This is a genomic window from Streptomyces sp. NPDC051664, from assembly GCF_044453545.1.
Classification (GTDB): Bacteria; Actinomycetota; Actinomycetes; order Streptomycetales; family Streptomycetaceae; genus Streptomyces.
The window spans coordinates 300,254-324,759 of the sequence record NZ_JBITCU010000005.1; the positions used below are offsets into that span (position 1 = coordinate 300,254).

21 protein-coding genes and 3 pseudogenes are annotated in these 24,506 nt (G+C 67.8%); 11 read left to right on the forward strand and 13 right to left on the reverse strand.

Annotation, left to right across the window (positions count from 1 at the left end; genetic code table 11):
• The first annotated feature begins 218 nt into the window (after nt 1-218).
• Nucleotides 219-1,109, forward strand: a complete 891-nt coding sequence (locus tag ACIA8E_RS12725) for a LysR family transcriptional regulator (protein WP_399297297.1) — start codon at nt 219-221, stop codon at nt 1,107-1,109.
• Between the two features lie 40 nt (nt 1,110-1,149).
• On the opposite strand, the gene ACIA8E_RS12730 is transcribed toward ACIA8E_RS12725, so the two are convergent.
• Nucleotides 1,150-1,953 (reverse strand): Cof-type HAD-IIB family hydrolase, encoded by an 804-nt coding sequence (locus ACIA8E_RS12730; RefSeq protein ID WP_399297300.1) that lies wholly within the window; start codon nt 1,951-1,953, stop codon nt 1,150-1,152.
• 494 nt (nt 1,954-2,447) lie between these two features.
• Between ACIA8E_RS12730 and ACIA8E_RS12735 the strand changes: the two genes are divergently transcribed.
• From ACIA8E_RS12735 to ACIA8E_RS12765, 7 genes and pseudogenes are all read left to right on the forward strand, one after another.
• A complete protein-coding gene (locus tag ACIA8E_RS12735; RefSeq protein ID WP_399297302.1) occupies nt 2,448-2,687 on the forward strand; it encodes a hypothetical protein in 240 nt (79 codons plus the stop codon).
• 52 nt (nt 2,688-2,739) lie between these two features.
• Entirely contained in the window at nt 2,740-2,886 is a 147-nt protein-coding gene (locus ACIA8E_RS12740; RefSeq protein WP_399297600.1) for a hypothetical protein, read from the forward strand.
• Nucleotides 2,887-2,925: 39 nt separating this feature from the next.
• A complete protein-coding gene (gene gnd, locus ACIA8E_RS12745) occupies nt 2,926-3,957 on the forward strand; it encodes a phosphogluconate dehydrogenase (NAD(+)-dependent, decarboxylating) (protein WP_399297304.1) in 1,032 nt (343 codons plus the stop codon).
• Between the two features lie 5 nt (nt 3,958-3,962).
• Nucleotides 3,963-4,655, forward strand: a complete 693-nt coding sequence (pgl, locus tag ACIA8E_RS12750; RefSeq protein ID WP_399297306.1) for a 6-phosphogluconolactonase — start codon at nt 3,963-3,965, stop codon at nt 4,653-4,655.
• A 48-nt stretch (nt 4,656-4,703) separates the two neighbouring features.
• Nucleotides 4,704-6,113, forward strand: coding sequence for a glucose-6-phosphate dehydrogenase (gene zwf, locus ACIA8E_RS12755; protein ID WP_399297308.1), 1,410 nt, complete (start codon nt 4,704-4,706; stop codon nt 6,111-6,113).
• 124 nt (nt 6,114-6,237) lie between these two features.
• A pseudogene (locus tag ACIA8E_RS12760) lies at nt 6,238-6,606 on the forward strand (transposase); the annotation flags it as partial.
• 298 nt (nt 6,607-6,904) lie between these two features.
• Nucleotides 6,905-7,432 carry a DUF1062 domain-containing protein gene (locus tag ACIA8E_RS12765; protein WP_399297602.1) on the forward strand — a complete coding sequence of 176 codons (528 nt, stop codon included), beginning with the start codon at nt 6,905-6,907 and terminating at the stop codon, nt 7,430-7,432.
• 63 nt (nt 7,433-7,495) lie between these two features.
• Here ACIA8E_RS12765 and ACIA8E_RS12770 read toward each other — a convergent pair.
• From ACIA8E_RS12770 to ACIA8E_RS12780, 3 genes and pseudogenes are all read right to left on the reverse strand, one after another.
• Nucleotides 7,496-7,598, reverse strand: a pseudogene (locus ACIA8E_RS12770) (IS5/IS1182 family transposase); the annotation flags it as partial.
• Between the two features lie 176 nt (nt 7,599-7,774).
• The gene (locus ACIA8E_RS12775) at nt 7,775-9,079 is read right to left on the reverse strand and encodes a ThuA domain-containing protein (RefSeq protein ID WP_399297310.1); all 1,305 of its coding nucleotides are present in this window, start codon (nt 9,077-9,079) and stop codon (nt 7,775-7,777) included.
• 20 nt (nt 9,080-9,099) lie between these two features.
• A complete protein-coding gene (locus ACIA8E_RS12780; RefSeq protein WP_399297604.1) occupies nt 9,100-11,259 on the reverse strand; it encodes an RICIN domain-containing protein in 2,160 nt (719 codons plus the stop codon).
• 1,052 nt (nt 11,260-12,311) lie between these two features.
• Here ACIA8E_RS12780 and ACIA8E_RS12785 point away from each other — a divergent pair.
• Nucleotides 12,312-13,262, forward strand: a complete 951-nt coding sequence (locus ACIA8E_RS12785; protein ID WP_399297312.1) for an AEC family transporter — start codon at nt 12,312-12,314, stop codon at nt 13,260-13,262.
• 16 nt (nt 13,263-13,278) lie between these two features.
• Here the strand turns inward: ACIA8E_RS12785 and ACIA8E_RS12790 are convergent, their stop codons facing one another.
• The 5 genes from ACIA8E_RS12790 to ribA form a co-directional block, all read right to left on the reverse strand.
• Nucleotides 13,279-14,439 carry an alpha/beta hydrolase gene (locus ACIA8E_RS12790; protein WP_399297314.1) on the reverse strand — a complete coding sequence of 387 codons (1,161 nt, stop codon included), beginning with the start codon at nt 14,437-14,439 and terminating at the stop codon, nt 13,279-13,281.
• A 424-nt stretch (nt 14,440-14,863) separates the two neighbouring features.
• Complete coding sequence (locus tag ACIA8E_RS12795) at nt 14,864-15,430, reverse strand: hypothetical protein (protein ID WP_399297316.1); 567 nt, start codon at nt 15,428-15,430, stop codon at nt 14,864-14,866.
• Between the two features lie 432 nt (nt 15,431-15,862).
• On the reverse strand, nt 15,863-16,861 hold the full coding sequence (locus tag ACIA8E_RS12800; protein WP_399297318.1) for a cytochrome d ubiquinol oxidase subunit II: 999 nt from the start codon (nt 16,859-16,861) through the stop codon (nt 15,863-15,865).
• Nucleotides 16,858-18,297 (reverse strand): cytochrome ubiquinol oxidase subunit I, encoded by a 1,440-nt coding sequence (locus ACIA8E_RS12805; RefSeq protein ID WP_399297605.1) that lies wholly within the window; start codon nt 18,295-18,297, stop codon nt 16,858-16,860. The genes ACIA8E_RS12800 and ACIA8E_RS12805 overlap by 4 nt, the downstream gene beginning before the upstream one ends.
• A gap of 214 nt (nt 18,298-18,511) precedes the next feature.
• The gene (gene ribA / locus ACIA8E_RS12810; RefSeq protein ID WP_399297320.1) at nt 18,512-19,168 is read right to left on the reverse strand and encodes a GTP cyclohydrolase II; all 657 of its coding nucleotides are present in this window, start codon (nt 19,166-19,168) and stop codon (nt 18,512-18,514) included.
• 214 nt (nt 19,169-19,382) lie between these two features.
• Between ribA and ACIA8E_RS12815 the strand changes: the two genes are divergently transcribed.
• Together ACIA8E_RS12815 and ACIA8E_RS12820 are read left to right on the forward strand one after the other, a co-directional pair.
• Nucleotides 19,383-20,213 carry a creatininase family protein gene (locus ACIA8E_RS12815; protein WP_399297322.1) on the forward strand — a complete coding sequence of 277 codons (831 nt, stop codon included), beginning with the start codon at nt 19,383-19,385 and terminating at the stop codon, nt 20,211-20,213.
• A complete protein-coding gene (locus ACIA8E_RS12820; RefSeq protein ID WP_399297324.1) occupies nt 20,210-21,115 on the forward strand; it encodes a RibD family protein in 906 nt (301 codons plus the stop codon). Before ACIA8E_RS12815 ends, ACIA8E_RS12820 begins: the two co-directional genes overlap by 4 nt.
• Here ACIA8E_RS12820 and ACIA8E_RS12825 read toward each other — a convergent pair.
• The 4 genes and pseudogenes from ACIA8E_RS12825 to ACIA8E_RS12840 all read right to left on the reverse strand — a co-directional run.
• Nucleotides 21,047-21,961 (reverse strand): annotated as a pseudogene (locus tag ACIA8E_RS12825) (YbhN family protein); the annotation flags it as partial. The gene ACIA8E_RS12820 and the pseudogene ACIA8E_RS12825 sit on opposite strands and share 69 nt — an antisense overlap.
• A 29-nt stretch (nt 21,962-21,990) precedes the next feature.
• Complete coding sequence (locus ACIA8E_RS12830) at nt 21,991-23,028, reverse strand: methyltransferase domain-containing protein (RefSeq protein ID WP_399297607.1); 1,038 nt, start codon at nt 23,026-23,028, stop codon at nt 21,991-21,993.
• Nucleotides 22,956-24,113, reverse strand: a complete 1,158-nt coding sequence (locus tag ACIA8E_RS12835; protein WP_399297326.1) for a glycosyltransferase family 4 protein — start codon at nt 24,111-24,113, stop codon at nt 22,956-22,958. Before ACIA8E_RS12835 ends, ACIA8E_RS12830 begins: the two co-directional genes overlap by 73 nt.
• The gene (locus ACIA8E_RS12840) at nt 24,086-24,484 is read right to left on the reverse strand and encodes a 6-carboxytetrahydropterin synthase (protein WP_326607045.1); all 399 of its coding nucleotides are present in this window, start codon (nt 24,482-24,484) and stop codon (nt 24,086-24,088) included. Before ACIA8E_RS12840 ends, ACIA8E_RS12835 begins: the two co-directional genes overlap by 28 nt.
• Nucleotides 24,485-24,506 lie beyond the last annotated feature (22 nt).

Consider the following 24,506-nt stretch of genomic DNA (forward strand, 5'->3'; position numbering starts at 1 on the left):
AGCGAGCACTGGGCGGCGCGGCCCCACGGACGATGAGGTGCGCGCCTGCCGGGCCGTCGGCCGACTTGAGCGGGCAATTCCTGCCGCCCCGCGCCGGCTCATGTCACCTGCGGGAAGCCTCCCGGCCCGTTCACCAGCATGCTAGGGGGGCAGCCCAAGAACAACGGCTTATCCAGTTACGATCGTTAACCCAGAGGTTTACGATTCCGAGGACCAGAATGGAATCGGGGGACAAGATGGAACTGCGGGACATAGAGATCTTCCTGACGCTCGCGGAGGAGCTCCACTTCGGCCGCAGCGCCGAGCGCCTGCATATTTCCCCCGCCCGTGTCAGTCAGGCGATCAAGAAGCAGGAACGCGCCATTGGCGCCCAGCTCTTCGAGCGCACAAGCCGCCAGGTGCGGCTGACCCCCGTCGGAGAGGTGCTGCTCCAGCGGCTGAAGCCGGCCTATGAGGGCACCAAAGAAGCCCTGGCGGAGGTGATCAACGTCGCCCGCCAATCGGCCGGCACGCTGACGCTGGGGGTCATGGGCGCACAGATGCACGACATGGCCCCGGTCCTGACCCGCTTCCGGGCCCGGCATCCGTCCGCCGAACTCCGGTTCCGGGAAGTATTTTTCAGCGATCCGTTCGGAGCCTTGCGGGCCGGCGAGGTCGACGCGGTCACCACCTGGCTGCCGGTCCGAGAGCCGGACCTGACCGTCGGTGTAGTTCTGCGCGAAGAACCGCTCAACCTGATGGTGGCCGCGGACCACCCGCTCGCCCGACAGGAGTCGGTGAGCATGGAGGCACTCGGCGACCACATCGTCCCTCGCCTGAAAGGCCCCGTACCCACCTACTGGGAGAGCGCCGTCCTGCCGACCCGCACACCGGCCGGACGCCCCGTCCGCCGCGGCCCGGACGTCACCACCTTCAACGAGATCCTTGCCCTCGTCGCGGCAGGCGACGCGGTCTGCCCCGTCCCCGACGAGGGACGGCGCTACAACGCGCAGACCGACGTCGTCCACCTGCCCCTCTACGACGCCCCGCCCGTCCGGTGGGCCCTGATCTGGCGCACGGACCGCACGACCCCGCTGGTACGTGCATTCGCCCAGGCGGCGACAGACTGAAGGAACGCAATCAGCAGACTCGGGCATGCGGTGCCGCGGGTCATAGGATGAACTGCTCGACCGCGTTCGCGAAACCCTCCTCCTCGTTGCTTGTCGTAACCCGCCTCGCGGCGCGCTGGACCTCGTGGCCGGCGTTGCCCATCGCGATGGACAGTCCCGAGTTGGCGAACATCAGCACGTCGTTGGGCATGTCGCCGATCGTGGCGATCTGGTCGGGGGAAATCCGGAGCTTGGCGGACCAGTACTTGACGACACCGCCCTTGTTGGCCTGCGGATGGGTCACGTCGAGGTAGTAGGGCTGCGAGCGGGCGGCCGAGACATGCTCGCCGAACTGCGCGCGCGCTGCGACCGCGGCCGCCTCTACGACCTGGTGGTCATCGCTGACCCCGACGACCTTGGCGGCGCCCTGCTCGAGCCCGTCGAAACCGGGGACGAGCGTGGGCGCGAACTGCACCGTCCAGCTCTCGCGATCAACGTGTGGCCCCTTGAGATCGCGGACGTACCAGTCGGCGCCCCGGTAGATCCAGACGCTGAGGCCGAACGACTCCATCAGCGCGACGACCGGGGCCACCACCTCCACGGGAATGACCTGCTGTTCGACAACGGTCATGTCCGGGTTGACGATGAGACCACCGTTGAAGGCGGCGAGTTCAGTGGTCAGCGCCAGGGGCTCGATAATCATGGACATGCCGCGGGGTGGTCTCCCGCTGGTCACCGCGAAGAGGATGCCGGCGTCGTGGAGCTTGTGGACCGCCTGGACTGCGCGGTCGGTGAGGAGCTTGTCGCTCGTGACCAAAGTGCCGTCGACGTCGGCAAGTAGCAGGCGGATCGGTCGGGTCGGCATCACGCCTCCGTGAGCTCTGGTCGCGGCACGTCCGGGTGGGGAGAGGTAGCGGCGCATGGATGCGGGGGACCTGCGGGACGGGTTCGAGTCGTTGATTTCCGAAAGTTGCTGGAGGGCACCGTCGCGGCCGGCGTCAGTCGCAGTCGCGTTCCTCTCGAACGGAGGGGAAGGCTGATGTCCTTGCAGGCACGCAATGCTTGGATATACCCCTTAGCTTTTTATATAACCCTATAGGGCGGTATAGCGGACATAGGTGATATGTGCAAATATCAAAAATTATGTAGCGAAGCTCTTGCGGGGCCCAAGGGCTGTCCCGTAATCCCTGGTGGATCAGCGCGCGGCGTCGGATGCGGTGCATCGCAAGGCGGAGGGGCGTCCTCCTACTGGGCGTATTCGGGCGTTCCGACAACGCAGCGAGGTGCGGTAGCTGTCGTCGTGCGCCCGCCAGGGGTTACGACGACAGCCCTTAACGTCCAACGTTCACACAACACGTTTTGGGCGAGCCCCTGAGGGGAGCGGGCAGTGACGGAGGCACTTCTGCCCTCGAGCTCGGCAGCCTCATCGGTGAGCGGATCCGGATCCCGACCCCGCATCCGGCGACCCCGGGCGCAGTCGTGGACGTGGTCGTGAAGGTGCTGTCCCGGCTCGGCGCCCCAGGACCGGTCGGGCTAACCCTCCTGGCCCTGATCCGGGGCGGCAAAGTCCGGACGACGTGCAATATGGGCCTGGCCTGAAGTGCTCACCCCGGACGGGCTCGGCACGCTGGTCGCGCTCAACGAGCACAGCGTGTTCACCCGGGGGACGATCTGGGGGATCGACTCCTTCGACCAGTGGGGCGTCGAGCCCGGTAGGTGCTTGCTGTCGCGATCATCCCGGAGCTCGAGAGCGCGACCGAACCTGAGTTCGGCCACGACTCGTCGACGAACGCGCTGATCCGGCACTACCGCACGCTCAAGGACCAGGAGGCGCCACATGGCGACAGAGAAGCCCATGCAGCTCGGGATGATCGGGCTCGGCCGGATGGGGGCGAACCTGGTGCGTCGGCTGATGCGAGACGGCCACCGTTGCGTCGTGTCCGACGTCAACGCGGCCGCCGTCGCCGAACTGGCTGGTGAGGGCGCGACGGGCGCAGGCTCGCTCCGGGACTTCGTTGCGAAACTGAACAAGCCACGGGTCCTATGGCTCATGCTTCCGGCTGCGATCGTCGACTCCATCCTCGACCAACTCGAGCCGCTGCTGGAGCCCGGCGACATCCTGATCGACGGCGGCAATTCCTACTACCGCGACGACATCACGCGTGCCAAGCGTCTTGCCGACAAGTCGCTGCACCATGTTGACTGCGGGACCAGCGGTGGGGTCTGGGGGTTGGAGCGCGGCTACTGCCTGATGATCGGCGGCGAGGATGAGGTCGTGGCCCATCTCGACCCGATTTTCAAGTCGATCGCTCCCGGCGAGGGGAGCGCCGAGCCGACGCCGAGGCGGACCCGGACCGAAGGCACCGCCCCGCTCGGGTACCTGCACTGTGGGCCGAACGGCGCCGGGCACTTCGTGAAGATGGTCCACAACGGGGTCGAATACGGGATGATGGCCGCGATCGCCGAGGGCCTCAGCATCATCAAGCGCGCGAACGCCGGCAAGAGCCGGCAAGAGGTCGACGCGGAGACGACGCCGCTGCGCGATCCGTGGGCCTACCAGTACGACATCGACGTCGCCGAGGTGGCCGAGGTCTGGCGGCGCGGCTCGGTCGTCGGCTCGTGGCTGGTCGACCTGATCGCCGACGCCTTCGCCGCCTCGCCCTCCCTCGACGGCTTCGCCGGGCGGGTCTCCGACTCCGGGGAAGGCCGCTGGACCGTCCTCGCCGCGGTGGACGAAGGCGTCCCGGCGCCGGTCATCACCACCTCGCTCTACGAGCGCTTCGAGTCCAGGGAGGCCGGGGAGTTCACCGCCAAGATCCTCTCGGCGATGCGCTCGGAGTTCGGCGGGCACGACGAAAGGAACGGCTGAGGGCTGTGCATCACGAACTCGAAGTCGTCGCCGACCCCGATGCGGTCGCCAGCACCGCGGCGGCGTTCGTGGCGCGGCTGGCCCGGGCCTGCGTGCAGGCCCACGGCCGATTCACGTTCGCCGTCAGCGGGGGGCACACGCCATGGGCGATGTTCGCGCGGCTCTCACATGAGCGCGTCCCCTGGGAGCACGTGGCGGTGTTCCAGGTCGACGAGCGGGTCGCGCCCGACGGCGACCCGGACCGCAACCTCACCCACCTGCGGGAGAGCCTCGGTGCGGCCCCGGCCGAGGTCATCGCGATGCCCGTGAACGACGCCGACCTTGACGTGGCGGCTGCCGCCTACGGGCGGTCGCTGCCCGAGCGTTTCGACCTCGTTCACCTGGGCCTCGGCCCGGACGGGCACACCGCCTCGCTGGTGCCACGGGACCCGGTGCTCGAAGTCTCGGACCGGCTGGTGGCCCTGACGGCGCCCTACTTGGGCCACCAGCGCATGACACTCACCTACCCTGCGCTCGCTCGCGCCCAGCAGGTGCTCTGGCTCATCACCGGAGCGGACAAGCGCGAACCGCTCGCGAGGCTCGTTGCGGGAGACCGGTCGATTCCCGCCGGCCGGGTCGAGGCGGCGGCGTCGCTCGTCCTCGCGGACGCGGCGGCCGGCCGAGGCTCTGCTCGCGCAGGCGCCCAGTCGCCAGAATGACCATGACGCCCGACCCTATTGCCGTGCCGGCTCCGTAAGGGGGATCAGATGGCTTCGAACTCGTCGAACGTTCCCGCAGACGTGCTGGTCATTTTCGGGATCAGTGGCGACCTCGCGCGAAAGATGACGTTCCGCTCGCTCTACCGGCTTGAGCGGCGCAAGCTGCTGACCTGCCCGATCGTCGGAGTGGCGCGCGACGACTGGTCCGACGACGCGCTGCGTGACCACGCCCGCGCGGCGATCAAGGCAACGGGCGAGCCGCTGGACGACAGCGTCTTTGCCCGGTTCGCCGCCCGACTCAGTTATGTGCAGGGCGATTTCGCCGACCCGGAGACGTTCCATCGCCTCGCCCGGGCGGTCAACGGCAGGCGGCGCCCCGTCTTCTACCTGGAGATCCCGCCGTCGCTGTTCGGCCGGGTGGTCGGCGGCCTGGCAGGCGCCGGACTGACCAAGGGCGCCCGGGTTGTCGTGGAGAAACCGTTCGGGCATGACCTCGCGTCTGCGCGCGCCCTCAACGCCGAGCTGCGTCAGCTTCTCGATGAGGATCAACTGCTGAGGATCGACCACTTCCTCGGCAAGGAGCCGGCGATGGACATCCTGTTCCTGCGGTTCGCCAACTCCGTGTTCGAGCCGGTGTGGAACCGCGACCACGTCTCCTGCGTGCAGATCACCATGGCCGAGGACTTCGGGGTCGAGGACCGCGGCCACTTCTACGACCCGGTCGGCGCGCTCCGCGACGTCGTGCAGAACCATCTGCTGCAGTTGCTCGCCCTGGTGGCGTCCGAGCCGCCATCAGCCGCCGATGCGGATGCGCTCCGGGACCGCCGGGTTGATGTGTTCCGGGCGATCCCCGACGCCGACCCGGCCCATTACGTCCGCGGGCAGTACGCCGGGTACCTGCAGGTCCCCGGCGTGCGGCCGCGCTCGCGCACCGAGACCTTCGTCGGTTTGCGGCTGGAGGTCGAGAACTGGCGCTGGTCCGGGGTGCCGTTCTTCATCCGCGCCGGAAAGTCGCTTCCCGAGCGAGTGACCGAGATCCGGATCGTGTTCAAGCGACCGCCGCGGCTTGCGTTCGCGGAGCGGTTCGCGCCCGAGCCCGGCCAGTGGATCCTGCGGATCGATCCGAGCCCCGGCATGAACTTTCGCATCCAGGCCAAGCAGCCGGGCAAGCAGGACACGCAGCTCGTGGACCTTGACCTCCTCTTCGCGGCCGAGCTCGGTGAGGCACCCGAACCGTACGAGCGCCTGCTCAGTGATGCAATGCAGGGCAACGCGAGCCTGTTCACCCGGGAGGACTCGGTGGAGGAGACGTGGCGCATCGTCCAGCCCCTGCTGGAGGCGCCCGGCGACCCCGAGCGCTACCGGCAGGGGACCTGGGGACCGGCGGGGGCGAGCAAGCTCGTCGCCGGATACCCGCGATGGCACGAACCATGGCTGCCGGCGAGGTCCCCCCACTGACACGGCCGCGGCCGCAGGTGCGGACAACATCGACGACCGGAACGTTCTGCGCCGCGGTGCTATGCCGGCCGTGTTCGGTGGAATCCGTTCCCCCGTCCACGCTGTGCACGTTCCTGCGCGCCTTCACCCGTCCGGTGAAGGTGGGTGCCGCCCGCTGTCATTCGTGATCACACCAGGGCAGTGGGGCGACGCATCGCAGCTCATTCCAGTCATGGAAGGCATCCGCGTCGTCCGCCTGGACGGCGGGCATCCTCGCACCCGCCCCGATCACCTCGGGGGCGACGCGTCCCACTCGCGCCGTAACCGCCGCTGCCTGCGCAGACGCCACATCAAGCACACCATCCCCGAGGCGAAGGACCAGCGGGCCAACCGCAATCGCCGGGGCAGCAAAGACGGTCGGCCCGCCGGCTTCGACACGACGATCTACAGGCGTAGGAACGTAGTGGAGCGGACGATGAACAGGCTCAAGAACTTCCGGGTCGTGGCCACGAGGTAGCGGGCCTACGTCTTCCACGGCACCGTCACCGTCGCCGCGATCTGGCTCCGGCCTCGTCCGTGATCCGCCGGACAGAACCTGGCGGAGAGGCGCTCGAAAACCAGTGGAGCAGCGCCGCTGTGCTGCCTTACCGTGCTGCCGAGTCAAGTCGTCTGGTGAAGGACGTGCCGTTGTACACCCTGTGAGACCTCCCGAGAGCTGATGTGTCGCGCGTCGCGCATGTGCGCCGCGCTCCTTTTTGCTGCGGACTTCTCACTGAAACCGGTGTACTTCTGTGCTCAATAACTGGGTGGTCATGCCCACCTGCCTGCCGACCGTTCTCCGCCGTTGCCACGCGTGCGCGTCCGAGCGCTTCCGGGCAAGCGGTAAATTTCGCGTCAACGCAAACCACAAGCTCCTCGACGCCTGGCTCCTCGTGCTCTGTACCGCTTGCGGGGACACGGCAAAGCTCACGGTCCTGGAGCGGATGAATGTGCGCTCCGTACGACCTGAGCTGCTGGACCGGCTGCATGACAACGACCCAGGCCTGACGGCTGAGCTGCTCCAGGATCCGGTCGTGCGGCGCCGTAATCGCATCGCCCTCGACTGGGACGACGCCTGGCGCCTCGACACCGGCGGATCGGATCACCTGGACCGCGAGGTGATCGACATCTCGGTCCGCTTTGCGGCGCGGATCCCTGTCCGGCCGGTGCGACTGATTGCTGAAGGCTGCGGTCTTTCGCGGGCCGAGGTCGAGAGACTGATCACGGAGGGGAAACTCGTTTCGGCAGTCCGGCTGAGCGGCAAGCTCTCCGGCGACTTCACCTTCACGCTCAAGCGCTGAGCCCTCCTCGGACCAGGGGCCTGTTCGGCAAGATCCGCCACTGCCCTCAACGCCCCCGCCGCGAGGGCGGATTCCAGGGATCGTCGCAACACGTGATCACTGCGTGTGGTGGTGAGCAGTTAATGCAGGCGCTCGGCTGGGGTTTCCCGGCCGAGCGTTTTGCGTGGGCGGTCGCACGGCAAGGCCAAGCCTGTCAGCGGGTGTCTGCACCGCCTTACACCCCGACTGACCGTGGCTGACTGCTCGATCTGGCACCCGGCCGCCCCTGTGGGTGCCGTCGTGAGAGCGGGCCGGTGCCCCTCGCCGCGGATCAGCGGCGAGGGGCACCGGCAGGTGGAGCGGTCAGGGCTGGGCTGTGAGCGTGAAGCTCTGCGCGGAGGAGCCGTCGCAGGGTCGCTGGGTGAGCTGGACGCCGTTCGCCGAGGAGCTCCCGGAACTCAGGCACTGGCCGCTGTGCCGGGCGGTGAAGTGGTAACGCCCGCTGCTCTCCTTCACGGGCTGCCACTGCTGGTTCTGGCCGCCGCCGTAACTCCACAGCTGAAGTGGCGCGTTGTCGGCGGTCGAGCGGTCGGTCACATCGATGACCTGCTGCGGGTTCCCCCGGATGGTGATCCGGGTGTATCCGCTGTCCGTCGAGCGGAACTGGAATTGCTGTGCCAGGGTCCCGTTGCAGGAGTACTGCTGGATCGCCGTCCCGTTCGCCGTGGCGGCGGAACGGGCGTCCACGCAGGTGCCGTTGGCGGCGTTCGTCAGCGAGTACCAGGCGGTCTCGGAGATCTGGTCCGCCGGTGGCACGGTGCCTCCGGCCCCGCCCAGCCACTTCAGCCCGTCGAGCAGGAACCGGTTCTGTGTCTCACTGGCGAACGTCGACGACAGCGCGGTGTTGGATGCGTAGTCCATCGCGTTGTGACCGAAGTTCGCGTACAGCATCTTGTACTGCGTGTTGGTCCACAGGATCGGGTAATAGCCGCTGTACCAGGTTTGGTTGGGGTCCGTTCCCAGCGGGAAGCTGCTGGGGTCTATCGAGGCGAGGATCTTGATGTCCGGATTCTGCCGTAGGTCGTTGGACCAGCTGTACCACTCGCTGACCGACGAGGTGAAGGTCGCGGGCAGGTTCTTGGTGGACGGGTGAGTGCGGTCCTCGACGTTCAGGACGGCCGTGGTCGGACCCCAGGTGTTGGACTTGAAGGTGCCGCTGCCGAGGAACTGGTTGTGATACCAGGGCCAGGACTGTGCGTCCGTAGTGAAGGCGGAGACGTGGAAGCCCATCCAGGCACCGCCACCACGCATGTACTGCTCGAAGCCGGACCGCTGGGCGGCTGTCTGCGGTAAGTCGTCGAGGAACAGGATGACTTGGTAGGCGTTCACGCCACCGTTGCTGAGCAGGTCCCAGTTGTTGCTGGCCGTGTAGGTGAAGCCGTTCTGCGTGGCCTGCTCGGGGAACCAGTCGTTGGCCTCGTGGACGAAGCTGATGTGCGCGGCGTCCCAGGTGCCGTTGTAGAGGGCGAGCACCTTGAACGGCGTTGCCGCCGTGCTCGCGCGGGCGTCGGGCGGTGCTGCCAGGCCGAGCAGCGTCGCCAGCAGGACGAGGACCCACAGGGTCGCACGCGCCCGACCGGATCTGCTGTTGTCCGTGCTGATGTCCATCGACGATCCTTTCTTGAGTATCAGGGGTAGCTGACGAGGTTGGCGACGTTGGAGGTGGAGTTGGACGGGCCACCCCGGTCGTTGACGACGTGCCGGATCGTCCCGGTGCCGCCCAGCGAGACCGTCACCATGTCCTTGAAACGCACGTTCGCGTTGTTGGGCGCCTCGATGGCATGCTCGGCGGTGACACTCGGATTGACGTTGAAGTAGCAGTAGCTGCCGAATCCGTAAACCTGATGACTCGTTACGGAGTCCGCGACCTTGTAGGCGGCGTAGCCCTGCGTCGAACCGTTCATCCAGGAGGCCTGGTTGGGCGGGTCGTACGGCATCTCGTTCTGGTAGAAGTACGTGCGGCCGCCGTTGCCGTTCCAGATGGTCTGGTGCTTCTGGTAGTGCTCGACGAACAAGCCGTACATCGTCACGTTGTTGCCGTTGACGACGAGCCCCGTGGCGCCGGTGTTGCTGGTCCAGCCCACGCCACTGCCATGGTCGGCGCGCCACAGCCACAGGTGGTCGCCGATGACGCCGTTGCTGTTGATGGTCAGGGTGGTGGTGGCCTTGCCGACGCCCGCGCCGCCGATGCGGAAGAACACGTCGTGCAGGGAACTGGGGTCGGCGCTGTGGTCGGCCGACGATCCGCTCGGCCCCATCTCCAGGAGCTGGGACGAGTTCGTGGTGCCGGCGTCGATCAGCAACCCGGCCAGCTGGACACCGTTGACGTCGGCGACCGTCATGGCGGTGATCCCGTTGTCGGGAATGAGCGTCGCCAGGCCGAGGCCCAGGACCACGGTGCCGGCTCTGGTCACCTTGAGCGTCTGGTCGAGGTGGTAGACACCCGGCGTCACCAGCAGGTTCTTGCCCTGGGCGAGCGCGTCGTTCATCTGTGCGGCCGTCGCGCCCGGCTTGACGATGAAGAAGTCGGAGAGGGGCAGGGACGTGCCAGCGGGCGTGCCCGAACTCCATGAGGTGCCGGACGAGTTGGTGCGTACGCCGGGCACGAACACCTTGTAGGCGCCCGCCGGGTCGACGTACAGGAAGGGCTTCTCACGCGACACGGGGGTCTGGTCGACCGTGGTGTACGGCGGGCTCGGGAAGCTGTTCGCGGGAGCGTTCCTGGCGCCTACGTAGACCATGTTCCAGTTGGAGCCGGTCCAGCTCGACCACTCGGTGTTGCGCGACAGCCATTGCTGCTGCGAACCCGAGTTGACCTGACCGTCGATCTTCGTGTCGGCCATGTAGCCGCCGCTGGACCAACCGCCGTCGTCCAGCCGGAGGTTGCCGCGCAGATGCATCCGGCGGTACGGGGCGGCCTGCGACACCGCCCAGCGGTCCGTGCCGGAGGTCGGGGTCACGGACAGGTTCTCCGCCGACCGCCAGAAGTTCTGGGTGGCGTTGCCCTGGAACCAGTCCGCCTCGGCGTGTACCGCACCGCGGATGGTGACGTCGTCGGGTGAGAGGCCGAGCCCCGCGACCTGGGTGTAGAAGCCGACATTGGCATCGGCGTCGTAGGTGCCCGGCTTGAAGAGGAAGGCCTTGCGGGCGGTGCCGAACTGGTTGGTCTCCTGCTGGGCGAAGGCCGCGTTCAGGCTGCTCTGGATGGTGGCAGCGGGTGTGGACGGGTCGAAAACGGTGACATTCGGGCCGAGGTCCGGTGTCCCGGGCGGCTGTTCGGGGTCCGCGGCGTTGACCTGGAAGGACTGGGCCGCGCTGCCGTTGCAGGCGTACTGCTGGAGCTGCACACTGTCCGCGGTCGAGGCGCTCGGCACGTCCAGGCACTTGCCGCTGTTGCGGTTCACGAAGTGGTACGCGCCGCTGGACTCCGCCACGGCCTGCCACTGCTGGTTGTTTCCGCCGCCGTACGTCCACAGTTGCACGAGCGCGCTGTCCGCCGTCGAGACGTCGGTGACGTCCCAGACCTTGGTGGCGTCGGTGCGATTGCCGACCTGGGTGAATTCGCCGGAGGTGGCGGCGAACTGCCACTGCTGGGCCTGGCTGCCGTTGCAGGCGTACTGCTGGACGACGGTGCCGTTCACCGCTCCCGCGGCCCGCGCGTCGACGCACTTGCCGCTGCCCACGTTGACCACGGTGGCCCAACTGGTCGGCAGCGCGGCGGCCTGCGCCGTCGCTGTGTCCTGCGAGGCGGCCGCGACACCGGTTCCGGCCGTGGCGACGAGGGCGATCAGGGTGAGGAGCTTCGGTATCCGGCGACGGCCGGTTTCTCTCTTGGATCCGGGCACGGTGGGATCTCCTGTGCGGGTCGGGGTGGGGGGTGGGAGCGGCGGACGTGTCCGTCAGCCGGTGACTCCGGAGCAGCGTGCGAGTACCGCTGTCGAGAGGGTGGCGCGCAGCGTTGTGGAGCGCGGAAGGAGATGTCCGGCCATCGAGGGGCACAGCCTTTCGTGCGTGGCCGACGGTGGGGGTGGGAGCGTGGCGCGCAGGTGCAGGCATCGGGACGGAAGGTGCGTGGCCCGTCCAGACATGTGAACGTCGAGTGCATTCATGGAACGGTGGTGATCGGTGAACCTAAAGGTCTGAACCAGGCACGTCAAGATGTGAAGCAAGGAGACCCGGTAATTGCCGTGCAAGTGCAAGGAGTTGAACGCATGGGCGCATCGGCGACTTGGCATCGTCGACGGACGTGAGTGGTGCCGACAGCACCCGTGTTCGCGGTCGGAGCGCCGACTCGGCCATCGCGGGCCCCGCGGGACTCCTGGAGGGAAGGTCGCCCGCGCCTCGGCCGGCAGGACCCCCTCCGTGTACCTTCCGTCCGGAGACTTTCGGGCCAAAACCGCCTGCCCGGCCCTGGCCGCGTACACCCACGAGCTCATGCACGCCTCGGCTCACTGGCCGCCGTCCGCCCCGCCGCGCCGGCATCGCCACGATCCGGACCCGGCTCGGCACCGTGCCGGCCCTATTGCCCGAGGGGTATGGCGCTGACGCTGCCCCTCCCGGAAACCGGCCCGGGAGGGGCTCCTGGCTCCAACTCTTCGCCACCTTGTGCGCCCCGCCCCGCAGCTGACGCCCCGTCCGGTGCGCCTTGATCCCAACGGCCGCATCCGGCGTCCATGTCAGCCGGTTCGCCCATGGATGTCGCGGCCGCGACCGCACAGCGGCGTCGTGTCCGGGTTCGACCGCCGGGTGAGCACGTACGGGCGACCTCACCGCACATTCATGCAAATCTAGGCGAAAGTCATTCTCCGTAGTGATTCATGTAGAAGTCTATAGTTTTTGCATGGTTTATGAGATCGCGACGGCGCTGCTCCCCGTCTTCTTCGCCCTCGCCCTCGGGTTCGGCGCAGGCCTGCGCGGATACGTCGACAACCGGGACGTTTCCTCGATCAACAAGCTGGTCATGGATTTCGCCATCCCGGCGTCGCTGTTCGTATCGATCTCCTCCACGGACCGGTCCGACATCACTGCGCACGCCGGGTACATCGTGGTGTCCGTCGTTGCCATGGCTGTCGTGTATGGCGTGACTCTCGTCCTGCAGCAAAGTACGTTCGGGCTGCAGAAGGGGGAGGCCGCGGTGCAAGCCCTCACCGTCGCGTTCCCGAACTATGCCTCCATCGGCCTGCCGTTGTCCGCCGCCGTGGTCGGCGCCCGTGGGGCAATCTCCGTGGCCATTGGTCTGGCGGTCGGGGCTGTGACCATTGTGCCGTTCAGTCTGGCCCTGCTGCAGGACTCCAAGCTGGGCCCGAATGCACAGGGGTCCACTCTCTCCCGGTTCGGCGGCGCACTGGGCAAGTCGGTGCGACGGCCCATTTTCTGGGTCCCGATGCTCGCCATCGTGCTCGTGCTCTGCGGCGTGCACATGCCCGACCTGGTCGAGAAGACACTGACCCCCATCGGTCAGGCCGGTGCGGGTGCGGCACTGTTCCTCACCGGGCTCCTGCTCTCCGCGCAGAAGGTGTCGTTCGGGCCGAACGTGGCGTACGGCATCGTGGCGAAGAACGCGCTCATGCCGCTGTTCGTCTGGGGGCTGTGCCTGCTCCTCGGGCTGGACAGGCTCAGCACCACCGAGGCCGTGCTGCTCACCGCAATTCCCAGCGGGTTCTTCGGGCTGGTATTCAGCGCTCCCTTCGGAGTGCAGTCCAGAGTCGCCGGATCGACTCTGATGCTGTCGACGGTCGCGGGCATTGCCTCGCTGTCCGTGGTGATCGCCCTGCTCCCCCAGCACGTATGAGTCCAGGAACTGCGTGTTACTTGCCGGGGCCGGGGTCGGTCGGTGCGTACAGCGCCTCGTGCAGAGTCGCAGTGGTTTGAGCGACGGCCTGCTTGGCGGCCCGGGTGTCGGCCAGTGCGTCGAGCATCATGAAGTCGTGGGTGACGCCGCTGTGGTGGGACGAGGTGACCGGGACGCCGGCTGCACGGAGCTTGGCGGCATAGGCGTTGGCCGCGTCCACCAGCACATCGGAGTCGGTGATCATCAGGGCGGGCGGCAGGCCACGCAGCTGGTCGACGGTGGCGTGCAGCGGAGAGGCCAGCGGGTTGCTGCGGTCGGCCACGCGGGGCGCATAGGCGTCCCAGAACCACTTCATGGCCGGCCGGGTGAGCCAGCAGTTTTCGGCGAAGCGGTTGTAGGAGGCGGTGTCGAAGTCGGCGTCGGCGACCGGGTAGAGCATGACCTGCTGCTTGAAGTGAGGGCCTCCGCGCTGCTTGGCCATCATGGTGACGGCCGCGGTCATGTCTCCGCCCACCGAGTCGCCGGCGACTGCCAGCCGGTTGGGGTCGACACCGATCTCACGGCCGTGGTCGGCCACCCACTTGGCGACGGTGTACGCCTGCTCGACCGGGACGGGGAACTGGGCCTCGGGGGAGGGGGTGTAGTCGACGAAGACGACGGTGGCGCGGGCACCGTCGGCGATCTGCCGGACGAGGCGTTCGTGGGTCATGAAGTTGCCCAGCACCCAGCCGCCGCCGTGGATGTACACGATGGCGGGCAGATCGCCCTGGACACCGTCGGGGCGGACGACGTGAATGGACACCGGACCGGTCGGACCACCGGGCACGGTCCGCTCACTGATCTGCGCGGGCAGCATGTCCACGGGACCGGCCTGCAGCTTGTTCAGCACTTCCCGGGCGTCCTTGTACGACTGCTCGTACAGCGGGGTGCCGCCCGCTGCAGCGAGCGTGTCGAGGAAGTCCTGGTCGATCTTTTCCAGCTTCACCGGCGGCTTGCCGCAGGGCACGTACCCGGTCGGGATCTGTTTGGCCCCGGCGGCCGCCGCCTGGCTGCTGTCGGCGACGCGGTCGCTGCGGTCGGCGCAGGCGCTGAGTGTTGCGCTGATGGCCACCAGGAGCGCGACCATGGTGCCGTAGCGAGTCCTGCGGGCTATCGGGCGCCGTTGCGAGGGTGTCATGTTCTGCGGATTCCCAACGTGATCGTAGGTCCCCCGGGGTCAGCCTGTTGGCATCGCGGGTCACCGACCAGTCGGGTTGGGCTGCTGGAGTGTCCTCGCGCGGTATGCACGGCGGCCCGGCAGCAGAGGTCAGCCGGTCCCATTCGTGGTCGGGACACGGGGCGACGCCTCACCCGGTGATGACCGCGGTCGAGGTACGGGAGCTGCTGAGCGTGTGGCCGGACGCGCGGGTCCGGGCTGCCCTACGGGCTGAAGGCGATGTTCGACGCGGCAGCCGGACGGCTGCGCGCACGCCGTGTGCCGCTGCCCGGGGGAGCCGTCCGGCCAGGTGGGCGACGCTGAGGTCCACCACCGTGTACTTGACGACGCGGGCCGGTCCGCGGCGGGGCGAAGCTGCCCGTGCCGCTTCCCGCGTGCCCGTCGGTCACGAGCACCGGGTGTGCCGGAGCGCGGCGCCGCACCGCCGAACTCCCGCTCGGATCCCGTCGGTGTGATCCGTCGGGCCAGGTTCCAGACCCCTGACGACGGCGACGGTGACCAGCGCATAGGCCACGTGCGGAACGATGTCGGCGACCCAGTCGGAGCGTGACCACGTGCGGGGGTCGGTCACGCGCAGCACAGTCATCGGGCCGTTGGTCCCGATCAGCGCCCCCGTGGTCGCCGTGGCGGTCAGGACCGCATTGCCCGGCCGCCAGCCGCAGGAGAGAGCGAGGCCGAGCAGGGCGCCCATCCCCACACCCGCTGCGATACCGGTCAGGGGGCCCAGACCTTTGACGCGGTTCTCCCGTGCCTTCTCGTCGCCCGGGATCGGAACGTGCAGGGTCTCCGACAGCCGTTCCACGGTGACCTCGGGTGTCGTACTCGCTCCTCGACCGCGGATCACCATGTCGAGGTACCCGACCGAGTCCAGGACCGTGGTCCCGGCAGCGCCTGCGGCGGCCCCCGCCAGGAGGCCACGCAGGTGCCGGGCCGGACCGCTGATTCCTGCCATAGGACGCTCATCCCTTCACGGAGTCCAGCAGCGCGGGGTGACAACCTCCGCCGGTGTCGGGGCTTCGTTGTGCGGACCGCTTCCACCCTCACGAAGGTGAGGTCCTTGATCAGTGGAGGCAGTCGGCCGGCGGTTTTCTCGTACGGGCATGATGCGGTCCGCGTCACCATGGGTGAGGAGCGCGGCATTCTCCTGGCCGACGTCGGCCGTCGCCAGGTGCGCCCAACTCGCGGTAACGGGAGCATGGCACTTCCGGCCCTGCCGCATTGCGTCGTGAGCTGCCGACTGCATGCCGTCTCAGTAAATACACCGAATGACTCGCTCCGCCACCGGAGCCTCGGCTTCGGATCCGGGCGGATCGGTTAAGGGACGCGTCGACGGCGAACCGGGACCGGGGTACCGGGCAGCATGGGAGACGGCAGAGACTCTTGTTCACACGCCTGCGTCCAGGCGCCCACGCTCGTACATGCCGAAGAGAATTACCAGCGAAGGAACGATCAGGACCACAGCAGCACATGCGACGCCGACGAGAACCCATAGTGTCGAGTCCGGTGCAGCCGCGTCCGCGATCGGCACATGGGTCCCCAGAAGGTAGGGATACTGCGCCACCCCCCACCCCGCCACGACAGCGGCCACCGCAACCGCTGCTGTCTCACGCAAGCCGCGGGACCTTCCGGCTCTCATCAGCAGAAGGCCGGCAACTCCGCTCAGCGCCGCCACAATCATCAGAGGTAGTCCGCGGTGACTGAGCTGATGGAAGAGACGGGGCGAATCCGACCGCAGAACGAAAACACCCGCCAGGCTGACCGCTCCGGTGACCGTGGCGACGATCAGTGCGCGCCGACGGAAGTACGTCTCGAGCTGCGCACTCTGCTGTTTACGGGCAGCCCGTGTCAGATAGACCGCGGCCAGATAGGCGCACACGAGCACCGCCAGTACCCCGCCGAGAACCGAGGTGGGGTTGATCCAGGAGCTGACTGCGTTCCCGTTCCCTTGTGACGGAATCCTGCCTGACGCGACGGCTCCGGCCACGCTGCCGAAACAGTAGGGCGTCAGGACCGAGGAGACAGCAAAAATCACTCCATAGACCCGCTGTTCAGCAGTACGCAAGGAGACCTTCCGGAAGGCGAACCCCGTGCCCCGTAGAACGATGCCCAGTGCCGCGAACAAGAGAGGAAGATAGAGAGTCGAAGTGATCGCGGTGAAGGCCGAGGGGAAACCGGTCCACAGAATGACCAAGCAGTAGATGAGCCACGTGTGGTTCGCCTCCCATACCGGGCCGATCGACACGTCGATCAGATGCCGAGGCTGTCTGCCACGGTCGGCCGGGCCGGCTGTCAGGTCCCAGAAACCTGCACCGAAATCGGCACCGCCGAACAACGCATAGGCGATGACGCCGACGAACATGATGAGTGCAACCGCATTGCTCATGACTGGCGCTCTTCTCCGGAGTGGGCCTCGGCGAATGGCTCGGAAGGGCCGTAGGGAACGTCGACAGACGCATCGCCTTCCTCTCTCCAGCGCCGCTTCATGGAGCGCAGAACCAACAGGGCACCTGTTCCGACGGCCAGGTAGAGGGCCAGGACAACGGCGAAGAAGATCCAGAGGTTTCCCACCGTGGTCACGGCGTCCCGGGTGAGCAGGAGTCCCACCACAGTCCAGGGCTGTCGGCCGACCTCGGTGACGACCCATCCGCTTTCGAGCGAGACAAGAGCAACGATCCCGCTGAGCGCGGCTGCCCGCAGAAACCAACGGTTCCGCGGCACTTCACGCTGTCGCCACCACAGCCAGACGAACCACAGCACCAGGGCGAGCAGCACGAACGCGGTACCCACCATCACGTCGAACGCGAGATGTACGACGCTGACGCCGCCATCGGCCGGCCGAACAGCCTCAGGAATCGCGTCGAGCCCCCGGATCTGCGTCGACGGCCTGAAGCCGGCCAGCAGAGACGCCATATCAGGGATCTGAAGCCCGTACTTCACCCGACCGTCGACGAGGATCCCACCCAATGTCTCCGGCACATGGGTCCCCGTCGTCGGGAGCATTTCGATTGCCGCGAACTTTGCCGGCTCCTTGTTGAACACCTGCCGGGCCACCAGGTCGCCGACGAAGATCTGCACGGGTAGCGCAACAGCCGCCACCAGGAAACCGGTGAGGAATCCGACACGGTGGTAATGGTCGTGCCTCCCCTTGAGCATGCCGACCGCATACACGCCCGCCACCGTGAGGCCCGCCACGATGTAGGCCGCCAGCAGCATGTGGACCGTTTCGAACCAGAAGGCTCCATTGAAGAACACTCCGGCAGGATCCACTTCCACCACCTGCCCGTTGCGCATGGTGATGCCCCCGGGCTGATTCATCCAGCTGTTCGCAGCGACGACGGCCGCAGCGCCGCCGATGCTGGACAGCACGACCGGCACCCCCGTCCAGAAGTGGACCCACGGTGGCAGCCTGTTCCAGCCGTAGATGTAGATCGATACAAAGATGGCCTCAAGGAAGAAGAAGAGCCCTTCGACAGCGAAGGGGAAGCCGAACGCGGCGCCGTACGTGCCCATCAGCCCTGGCCACAGGATCCCCAGCTCGAACGACAGGACAGTGCCGGTTACGGCGCCGACGGCGAAGAGAACCGCAGCGACCTTCGACCAGCGCTGAGCGAGGAGCAGGGCGTCATGGTCGCCGTGGCGCAGTCCGCGGTAGTTCGCGATCAGCATGAGGGCGGTCAGAGCTACACCGAACGGTACGAGAATGATGTGAAAGCCGAGGGTGAAGGCCATCTGCTCCCGTGCGGGCAGCAGTTGTGACGGATCACCCGCCGACGCCAGGGCGTGCAAGGCCGCCGGGGAAGGGGCAGACGATGACAGCATCTCCGCATCGTTCTGGCGAAGAAACGACGCTGCTGTCTCCCGACACGGGTAGTGCGGACATTCGACCCGGTCGGCCCAAGGGGGAGTCGCCGGCGCGCCGAATTTCCCGACCGTATGGCTGACGCCCTCCCCCGCGCCCTGCCTGCCGTCGCCCCCGAAGGCTGCCGGATCCCCCCTGCACGGGCTGCGCCGCGCACCGGGCTTCGCCCACGTGTCAGGTCCGGTCGACCTCGCCGTCCAGATGCGGCAGGTGATGGCCAAGGCGTTCTCGCTTGGTCCGCAGGTAGACGAGATTCTCCTCACGCGGTTCTGTCAGCAGCGGAACCTGTTCGGTGACCTTGATGCCGTGCTGCAGCAGCGCCTCGCGCTTGCGTGGGTTGTTCGACAGCAGTCGCACGGATCTGACACCGAGGTCGTGCAGAATCTCCGCCGCCACCTGGTAGTTGCGGGCATCGACCGGGAGCCCGAGCGCGATATTCGCCTCGACCGTGTCAAGTCCCTCTGCCTGGAGCTGCATCGCTCGGAGCTTGGCCAACAGGCCGATCCCCCGGCCTTCGTGACCCCGCAGGTAGATGAGTACGCCGCGTCCTTCGCCGACGATGGCGCGTAGTGCCGCGGACAGTTGGTCTCCACACTCGCAATGGTTGGATCCAAAGGTGTCTCCGGTCAAACACTCCGAATGCACCCGGGTCAGCGCATCGTCTCCCTCGATGTCGCCGTATACCAGCGCTATTTGTTCATCCCTGCGATTGTGGTCCCAGTAGCCGACAGCACGGAAAACACCATGCTCGGTCGACAGCTGGACAGTTGTCGCTCGTTCAGCGCCTGTTGAACGAGCGCTGTCGCGGTGTGCGCCATCGCTCTCTATCATGGCCCGATCATATCGGGTAGCCTTGGCCGGTGGGCCGGAAGTCGACGACAGGGAGGCAACCGGTCTGCCGCGTCATCGTGTTCGACTGATGAATGCATCGGATTTGCGTAGCCTGCTCTCGTGGGCGCGTACGGAACTTCCTTCCGGGTGCTGCCCTATTCGGACCGATCGGTGGTCAGGTCGCACGGCGCGAAGAAGGAATGGGTCGGGAAACATGAGTGAACGGCAAGGGCACACGGGGATATCCGATCTGTTGTCACCGGCCACGACGACGGCGGATGCGGGGGCCGGTCGGGCTGGTGTCGCAGTTCTTCCCATCGGCAGCTTCGAGCAACATGGGCCGTATCTGCCCCTGATGACCGATACGGTCGTAGCCTGCGCCATCGCCCGGGAGATCGCCGCCGCCCATACGGTCCACCGTCTGCCTCCGTTGACGATCTCCTGCTCGCACGAGCACGCCGCTTGGCCGGGAACGGTCAGCATTTCTGCGACCACCTTGTGTGCCGTTGTGCAGGACATCGCTGAATCGCTCCGTCGATCCGGTATCAACAATCTGGTTCTGATCAACGGGCACGGTGGAAACTATGCACTGCGTAACGCAGTTCAGGAGTCGGCGGGGACGGGGACTCGGATGGCGCTTTTTCCCGGGTCGGCCGACTGGGACAGGGCGCGGGACCGGGCCGGCCTGAGCACGTCTTCGTACAGCGACATGCATGCGGGGGAATTGGAAACATCCATCCTGCTGCATGTGGATCCAGGAATGATCCGCCCCGGTTATGAGACCTCCGATTTCCTTGTCGACGACCGGAAACATCTGCTCACTCTCGGTATGCGGGCCTACACCGAATCCGGTGTGATCGGCCGTCCTTCCTTGGCATCCGCCGAAAAGGGCGAGCAGTTGTTGGCCGGTCTGGTCGATTCCTTCGCCGAATACCTCTCTCTTCTGGCACCGGACGAGTTCCTGGTTCCGGCGGAGCCCGGGTCCCGGCCGTCCGGCGCAGCAGACGGCCGGCCGTCGGCCACCGTCCGGCGGGGAACGCGGTGACCGGCCGCACCGCAGAACAACGCGACGGCATGCTTGATGCGGCGGAAGCCTGGGAGCGGTTGCGCGGCATCCGGTCCGAGGCGGATGCCGAGGCCGCCGGACTGATCCGGGGAACCGACGGCCGACGCCGGTGGGGGAGTGCCTCGCCCGAGGCGGACATCCTCGCCGACCGCTATCTGCCGCTCTGTCTGGGCGGTCCGCGCTTCGCCATCGCGCAGCTGGGACAGAGTCTGGACGGATTCATCGCGAGCCGTACCGGCGACGCCGACTACGTCACGGGCGCGGAGGACCGCGACCATCTGCACCGCCTGCGTGCCCTCTGCGACGCGGTGGTCATCGGTGCCGGCACCGCCGTTGCGGACGATCCCCGACTGACGGTCCGTACCTGCGCGGGCAGCAACCCGGTTCGCGTCGTCCTCGATCCGCACCGCCGGGTACCGCTCGGCCACCGAGTGTTCAGTGACGGGGCAGCACCCACCCTGTGGGTGGTGGGCGCGGACAAGGAGTGGGGGCAGGCCGTTCCGGCCATGGACGGAATCGACATACTGCCCCTGCCCGACGCCGCTGCGTTCGCCCCTCGACGTCTGCTGCGGGAACTGGCGCGACGTGGGCTGGGCCGCGTGCTTGTCGAGGGCGGCGGAATCACCGTGTCGCGTTTCCTCCACGCGCGGGCTCTGCACCGCCTCTACCTCACAGTGGCACCGGTCCTGCTCGGCGACGGCGTCCCGGGGCTCGGATTCCCGGGCCCGCCGCTGATGCGCGATGCGCTTCGTCCGCCGACCCGGCGTGCCGCTCTCGGCGAGGACACTCTCTTCGAGCTCGATCTGCGGACGACGCATCCCGGTGAACCAGTGGGTGACGAGCACGCCGATACCGGGCAGGCTCGCGACGAAGGCGAGTAGTCCGTACACCACGGCGACGGTCAGTCCCTGCGCGGCACTCATGCCCGCAGCTCCGAAGGCCCATGCAGTGACCCCTTCCCTCGGCCCCCAGCCCCCGACGTTCAGCGGCAGTGCCATGGCGAGAAGTGCCAGCACCATCAGCGGCACCAGTTCGGTCGCCGGCGCCGTCGATCCTGCGGTTCGTGCGGCGAGCAGGAACATCCCGAGATGCCCTGCCAGCACCGCAAGGGACGAGATCAACACCCCCGGCCAGCTTCCGCGGGCGAGCAGTCCGAGGCGCGCTTCGGTCAGCGTGGCCCCAACCGTGCGGTGCCATCGGGATGTGCTCTGCTTCCCGCGGAGACGGACAGCACCCACCAACACCAGACCGGACATCAGGAGGAGAGCGGACAGGGCACCCGGCGCAGTGGCGGTCCGAACGGCGAGTCGGCCGATCCTGTCCAGTGCCAGGGAGGGCTGCGTGAGCAGGAGCGCCACGCCGACTGCGGCAAGGACCACCTGGCCCGCAACGCGTTCGAGGACGACGGTGCGGAGCCCCCGGCCGACGTCGCCTGCACTCCGTCCGTGCCGCACGCCACGGTGTACGTCGCCGAGGACGCCACCGGGCAGCGCCGCGTTCAGGAACAGAGCACGGTAGTAGTCGGCGACGGCCCGACCGAGCGGCAGCCGTACGCCCAGCCCTTTCGCCACCAGGCACCAACGCCACGCACTGCACACGGTGGTGAGCATGCCGAGACCGAGAGCGGCCAGGAGGGTGGGGCCGTCGATCCCGCGCACGCCGTCCAGGATGACGGCGGTGCCCTGCCACCACAGCAGCCCCGCGACGATGGCCGTTCCGGCGAGCATGCCGAGCCGGGCCCGCACGACCTGCCGCGTCACGAAGATCCACCCGTCGGCCCGGGCAGGGCCAGCACATCCTTGTGATGCACCACAACCTGCAACTCACCTGCCCAGCACTCCGCCAGGCGGCGCCGCAGATACGCGTCGGCACGCTGTGCGAGGTCCGGCCGCTGGTCACGAGCGGCGCCTACCCAGCCCCGTAGCCACTCCGCCGTCAGCGCGGACTCGCAGGTGCCCGGGTCCCGACTTCCGGATCCGTACGGATCGACCCCTTGCGTCCGGCGGGACCCGTCGCAGGGCAGAGAACGAGGCCCGGAACCGAGCCGCCACGGGCTCGCATGTTCTCGTACGGTCATGCCATGACGTGCGAAGGCCTCGGAGGCCGCCGCGACGGCGTCCGGCCCGAGGAGCCGGCGGCCCTGGACCACCCGGCGCTGGTGGGCGTTGAACGCGTGCACGATCTCGGCGTCCAGCGGGTCTGCCGGGGTGAGGTGGACCCTTCCCACCACGGAGAGCGACAGCAGTGCCGGGCAGCCGGCCCCGGCGCAGGCCGCGGCCAGCCCGTTCAGCTCTTCGCGGGTGAGCAGGTCCAGCAGAGCGGAGGCCGTCACCAGCGAAGTGCCTGACAGGACGTTCGCGGTCAGTCGCGCGACATCGCCGCGTTCTGTCGTGACGGTGACGGGACTGCCGTCGGCGGTCGTACGAGGCGTCCGAGCAGCAGCCAGGTCGAGCAGATCCGGGTCGTGGTCGTGCAGGATCCAGTGCTGGGGACCGTTCAGCCGGGGAGCGAGCCAGCGTCCCATGGAACCGGTGCCGCACCCGAGATCGCGGATCACCGACGTCGAGCGCCCTGGCGCCGGTTCTGCGCCACCGGGCCCACCGGCCGTGGCCTCCAGGTGCCACCGCAGCGGGCCGAGGAGTCCGGATGCGCGGGCGGCCGTATCGGCACCCTCCCGCAGCGCCAGCCACTCCGGGGCATAGCGAGTTGCACCGGTCCCGCTCACACGGCCTCCCGAGATTCCTTGCGGAGTTGTTCCAGCACCGCGGCCAGACTGCGCGAGGTCGTGTCCCAGCCGGCCAGCGCAGTGCGCCGAGCCATGGCGGCCTCCTTCGCACGTCGGCGTTCGACCGGCTTGCCGAGCCAGAGGCGCAACGCCGAGGCGAATCCTGCCGGGTCCTGCGGTGGTACCAGGAAGCCCGGCACACCCTTGTCGGGTGCGTGTCCGACCGCTTCCGGGAGTCCACCGACCGCCGTCGCCAGTACGGGGACGCCGCGGGCAAGAGCCTCCGTCGCCACCATGCCGTACGTCTCGGCGTACGAGGCGAGCAGCAGCAGGTCAGCTGCGGCGTAGCTCGCGTCCAACTCGGTGCCTGTCCGTGGGCCGACAAGGTGTACCCGGTCGCCGAGGCCGTACCGCCCGATCAGTTCCCGGAGCCGGGTGACGTAGCCGGGATCCTGTCCCAGTCCGCCGACGCAGACGCAGTTCCACGGAAGGTCCGTGACGGCCGCCAGGGACTCCACCAGCTGGAGCTGCCCTTTGCGCGGAGTCACAGAGGCCACGCACAGCAGGCTCGGGGCGCGGCCGGTACCGGCTGCGGTGCCGGCCGCGAGGGGTTCCGTGTCGGCTCCGGGGGCGGCGACGTGGACCCGGCCGGGGTCGAGTCCGTGGTGGGCCACGAGCCGGTCGGCCGCCCAGTCACTGGTTGCCACGACCGCCGCCGCGGCCTGCAGCGTCCTGCGCTCTCCGGCGTTCAGGGCTGCTGCCACGCCGGGGGTGAGGCCCGTCTCGTCGCCCAGCGGCAGGTGGACGAGTACCACCAGGCGCAGCCGTGCGGCTTCGGGGACGACGATGTCGGGGACGGCGCAGGCAACGAGCCCGTCGAGGAGGACGACGGCGCCGTCCGCCGACTCGCTGAGTATCCGGGCCAGTTCCGCACGCGCGGTGGCTCGGGGCTGTGGCCAGGTGCCCGCGACGGCGTACTCGTGGACCTGCCAGCCGATCCGGGGCAGGTCCCGGCACACTCTGCGGTCGTAGGTGTTGCCCCCACTCGGCACGGACGGATCGTCGACGCCACCAGGCATCACCACAATGACCGAGCGCCCGGTCATTGTGGTGGCAGCCGAGGGGTTCACAGGAGCCGCTCGTAGCTCGCCCATGCGATGTGTGATTCGTGCAGGGTCACCGTGATGCCGGTCAGGCCGTGTGCGCCCTCGCCCAGTGCTCCGGCGCGCACCTGGTCGGCCAGGCGGTCGGCGATGACCTTGGCCAGGAATTCCGTCGAGGTGTTGATGTCCGCGAACTCGGATTCGTCATCGAGGTTGCGGTAGTTGAACTCGCCCACCACGCGTTTGAGTTCTGTGGTGGCCAGCCCGATGTCGACGACGATGTTGTCGGCGTCCAGCTCGGGACGGCGAAAGGAGGCGTCCACCACGTACGTCGCTCCGTGCAGACGCTGCGCGGGACCGAACACCTTCCCGCGGAAACTGTGGGCGATCATGAAGTGCTCGCGGACGGTGACACTGAACAACGGCTGTGACCTCCTGGTCCGA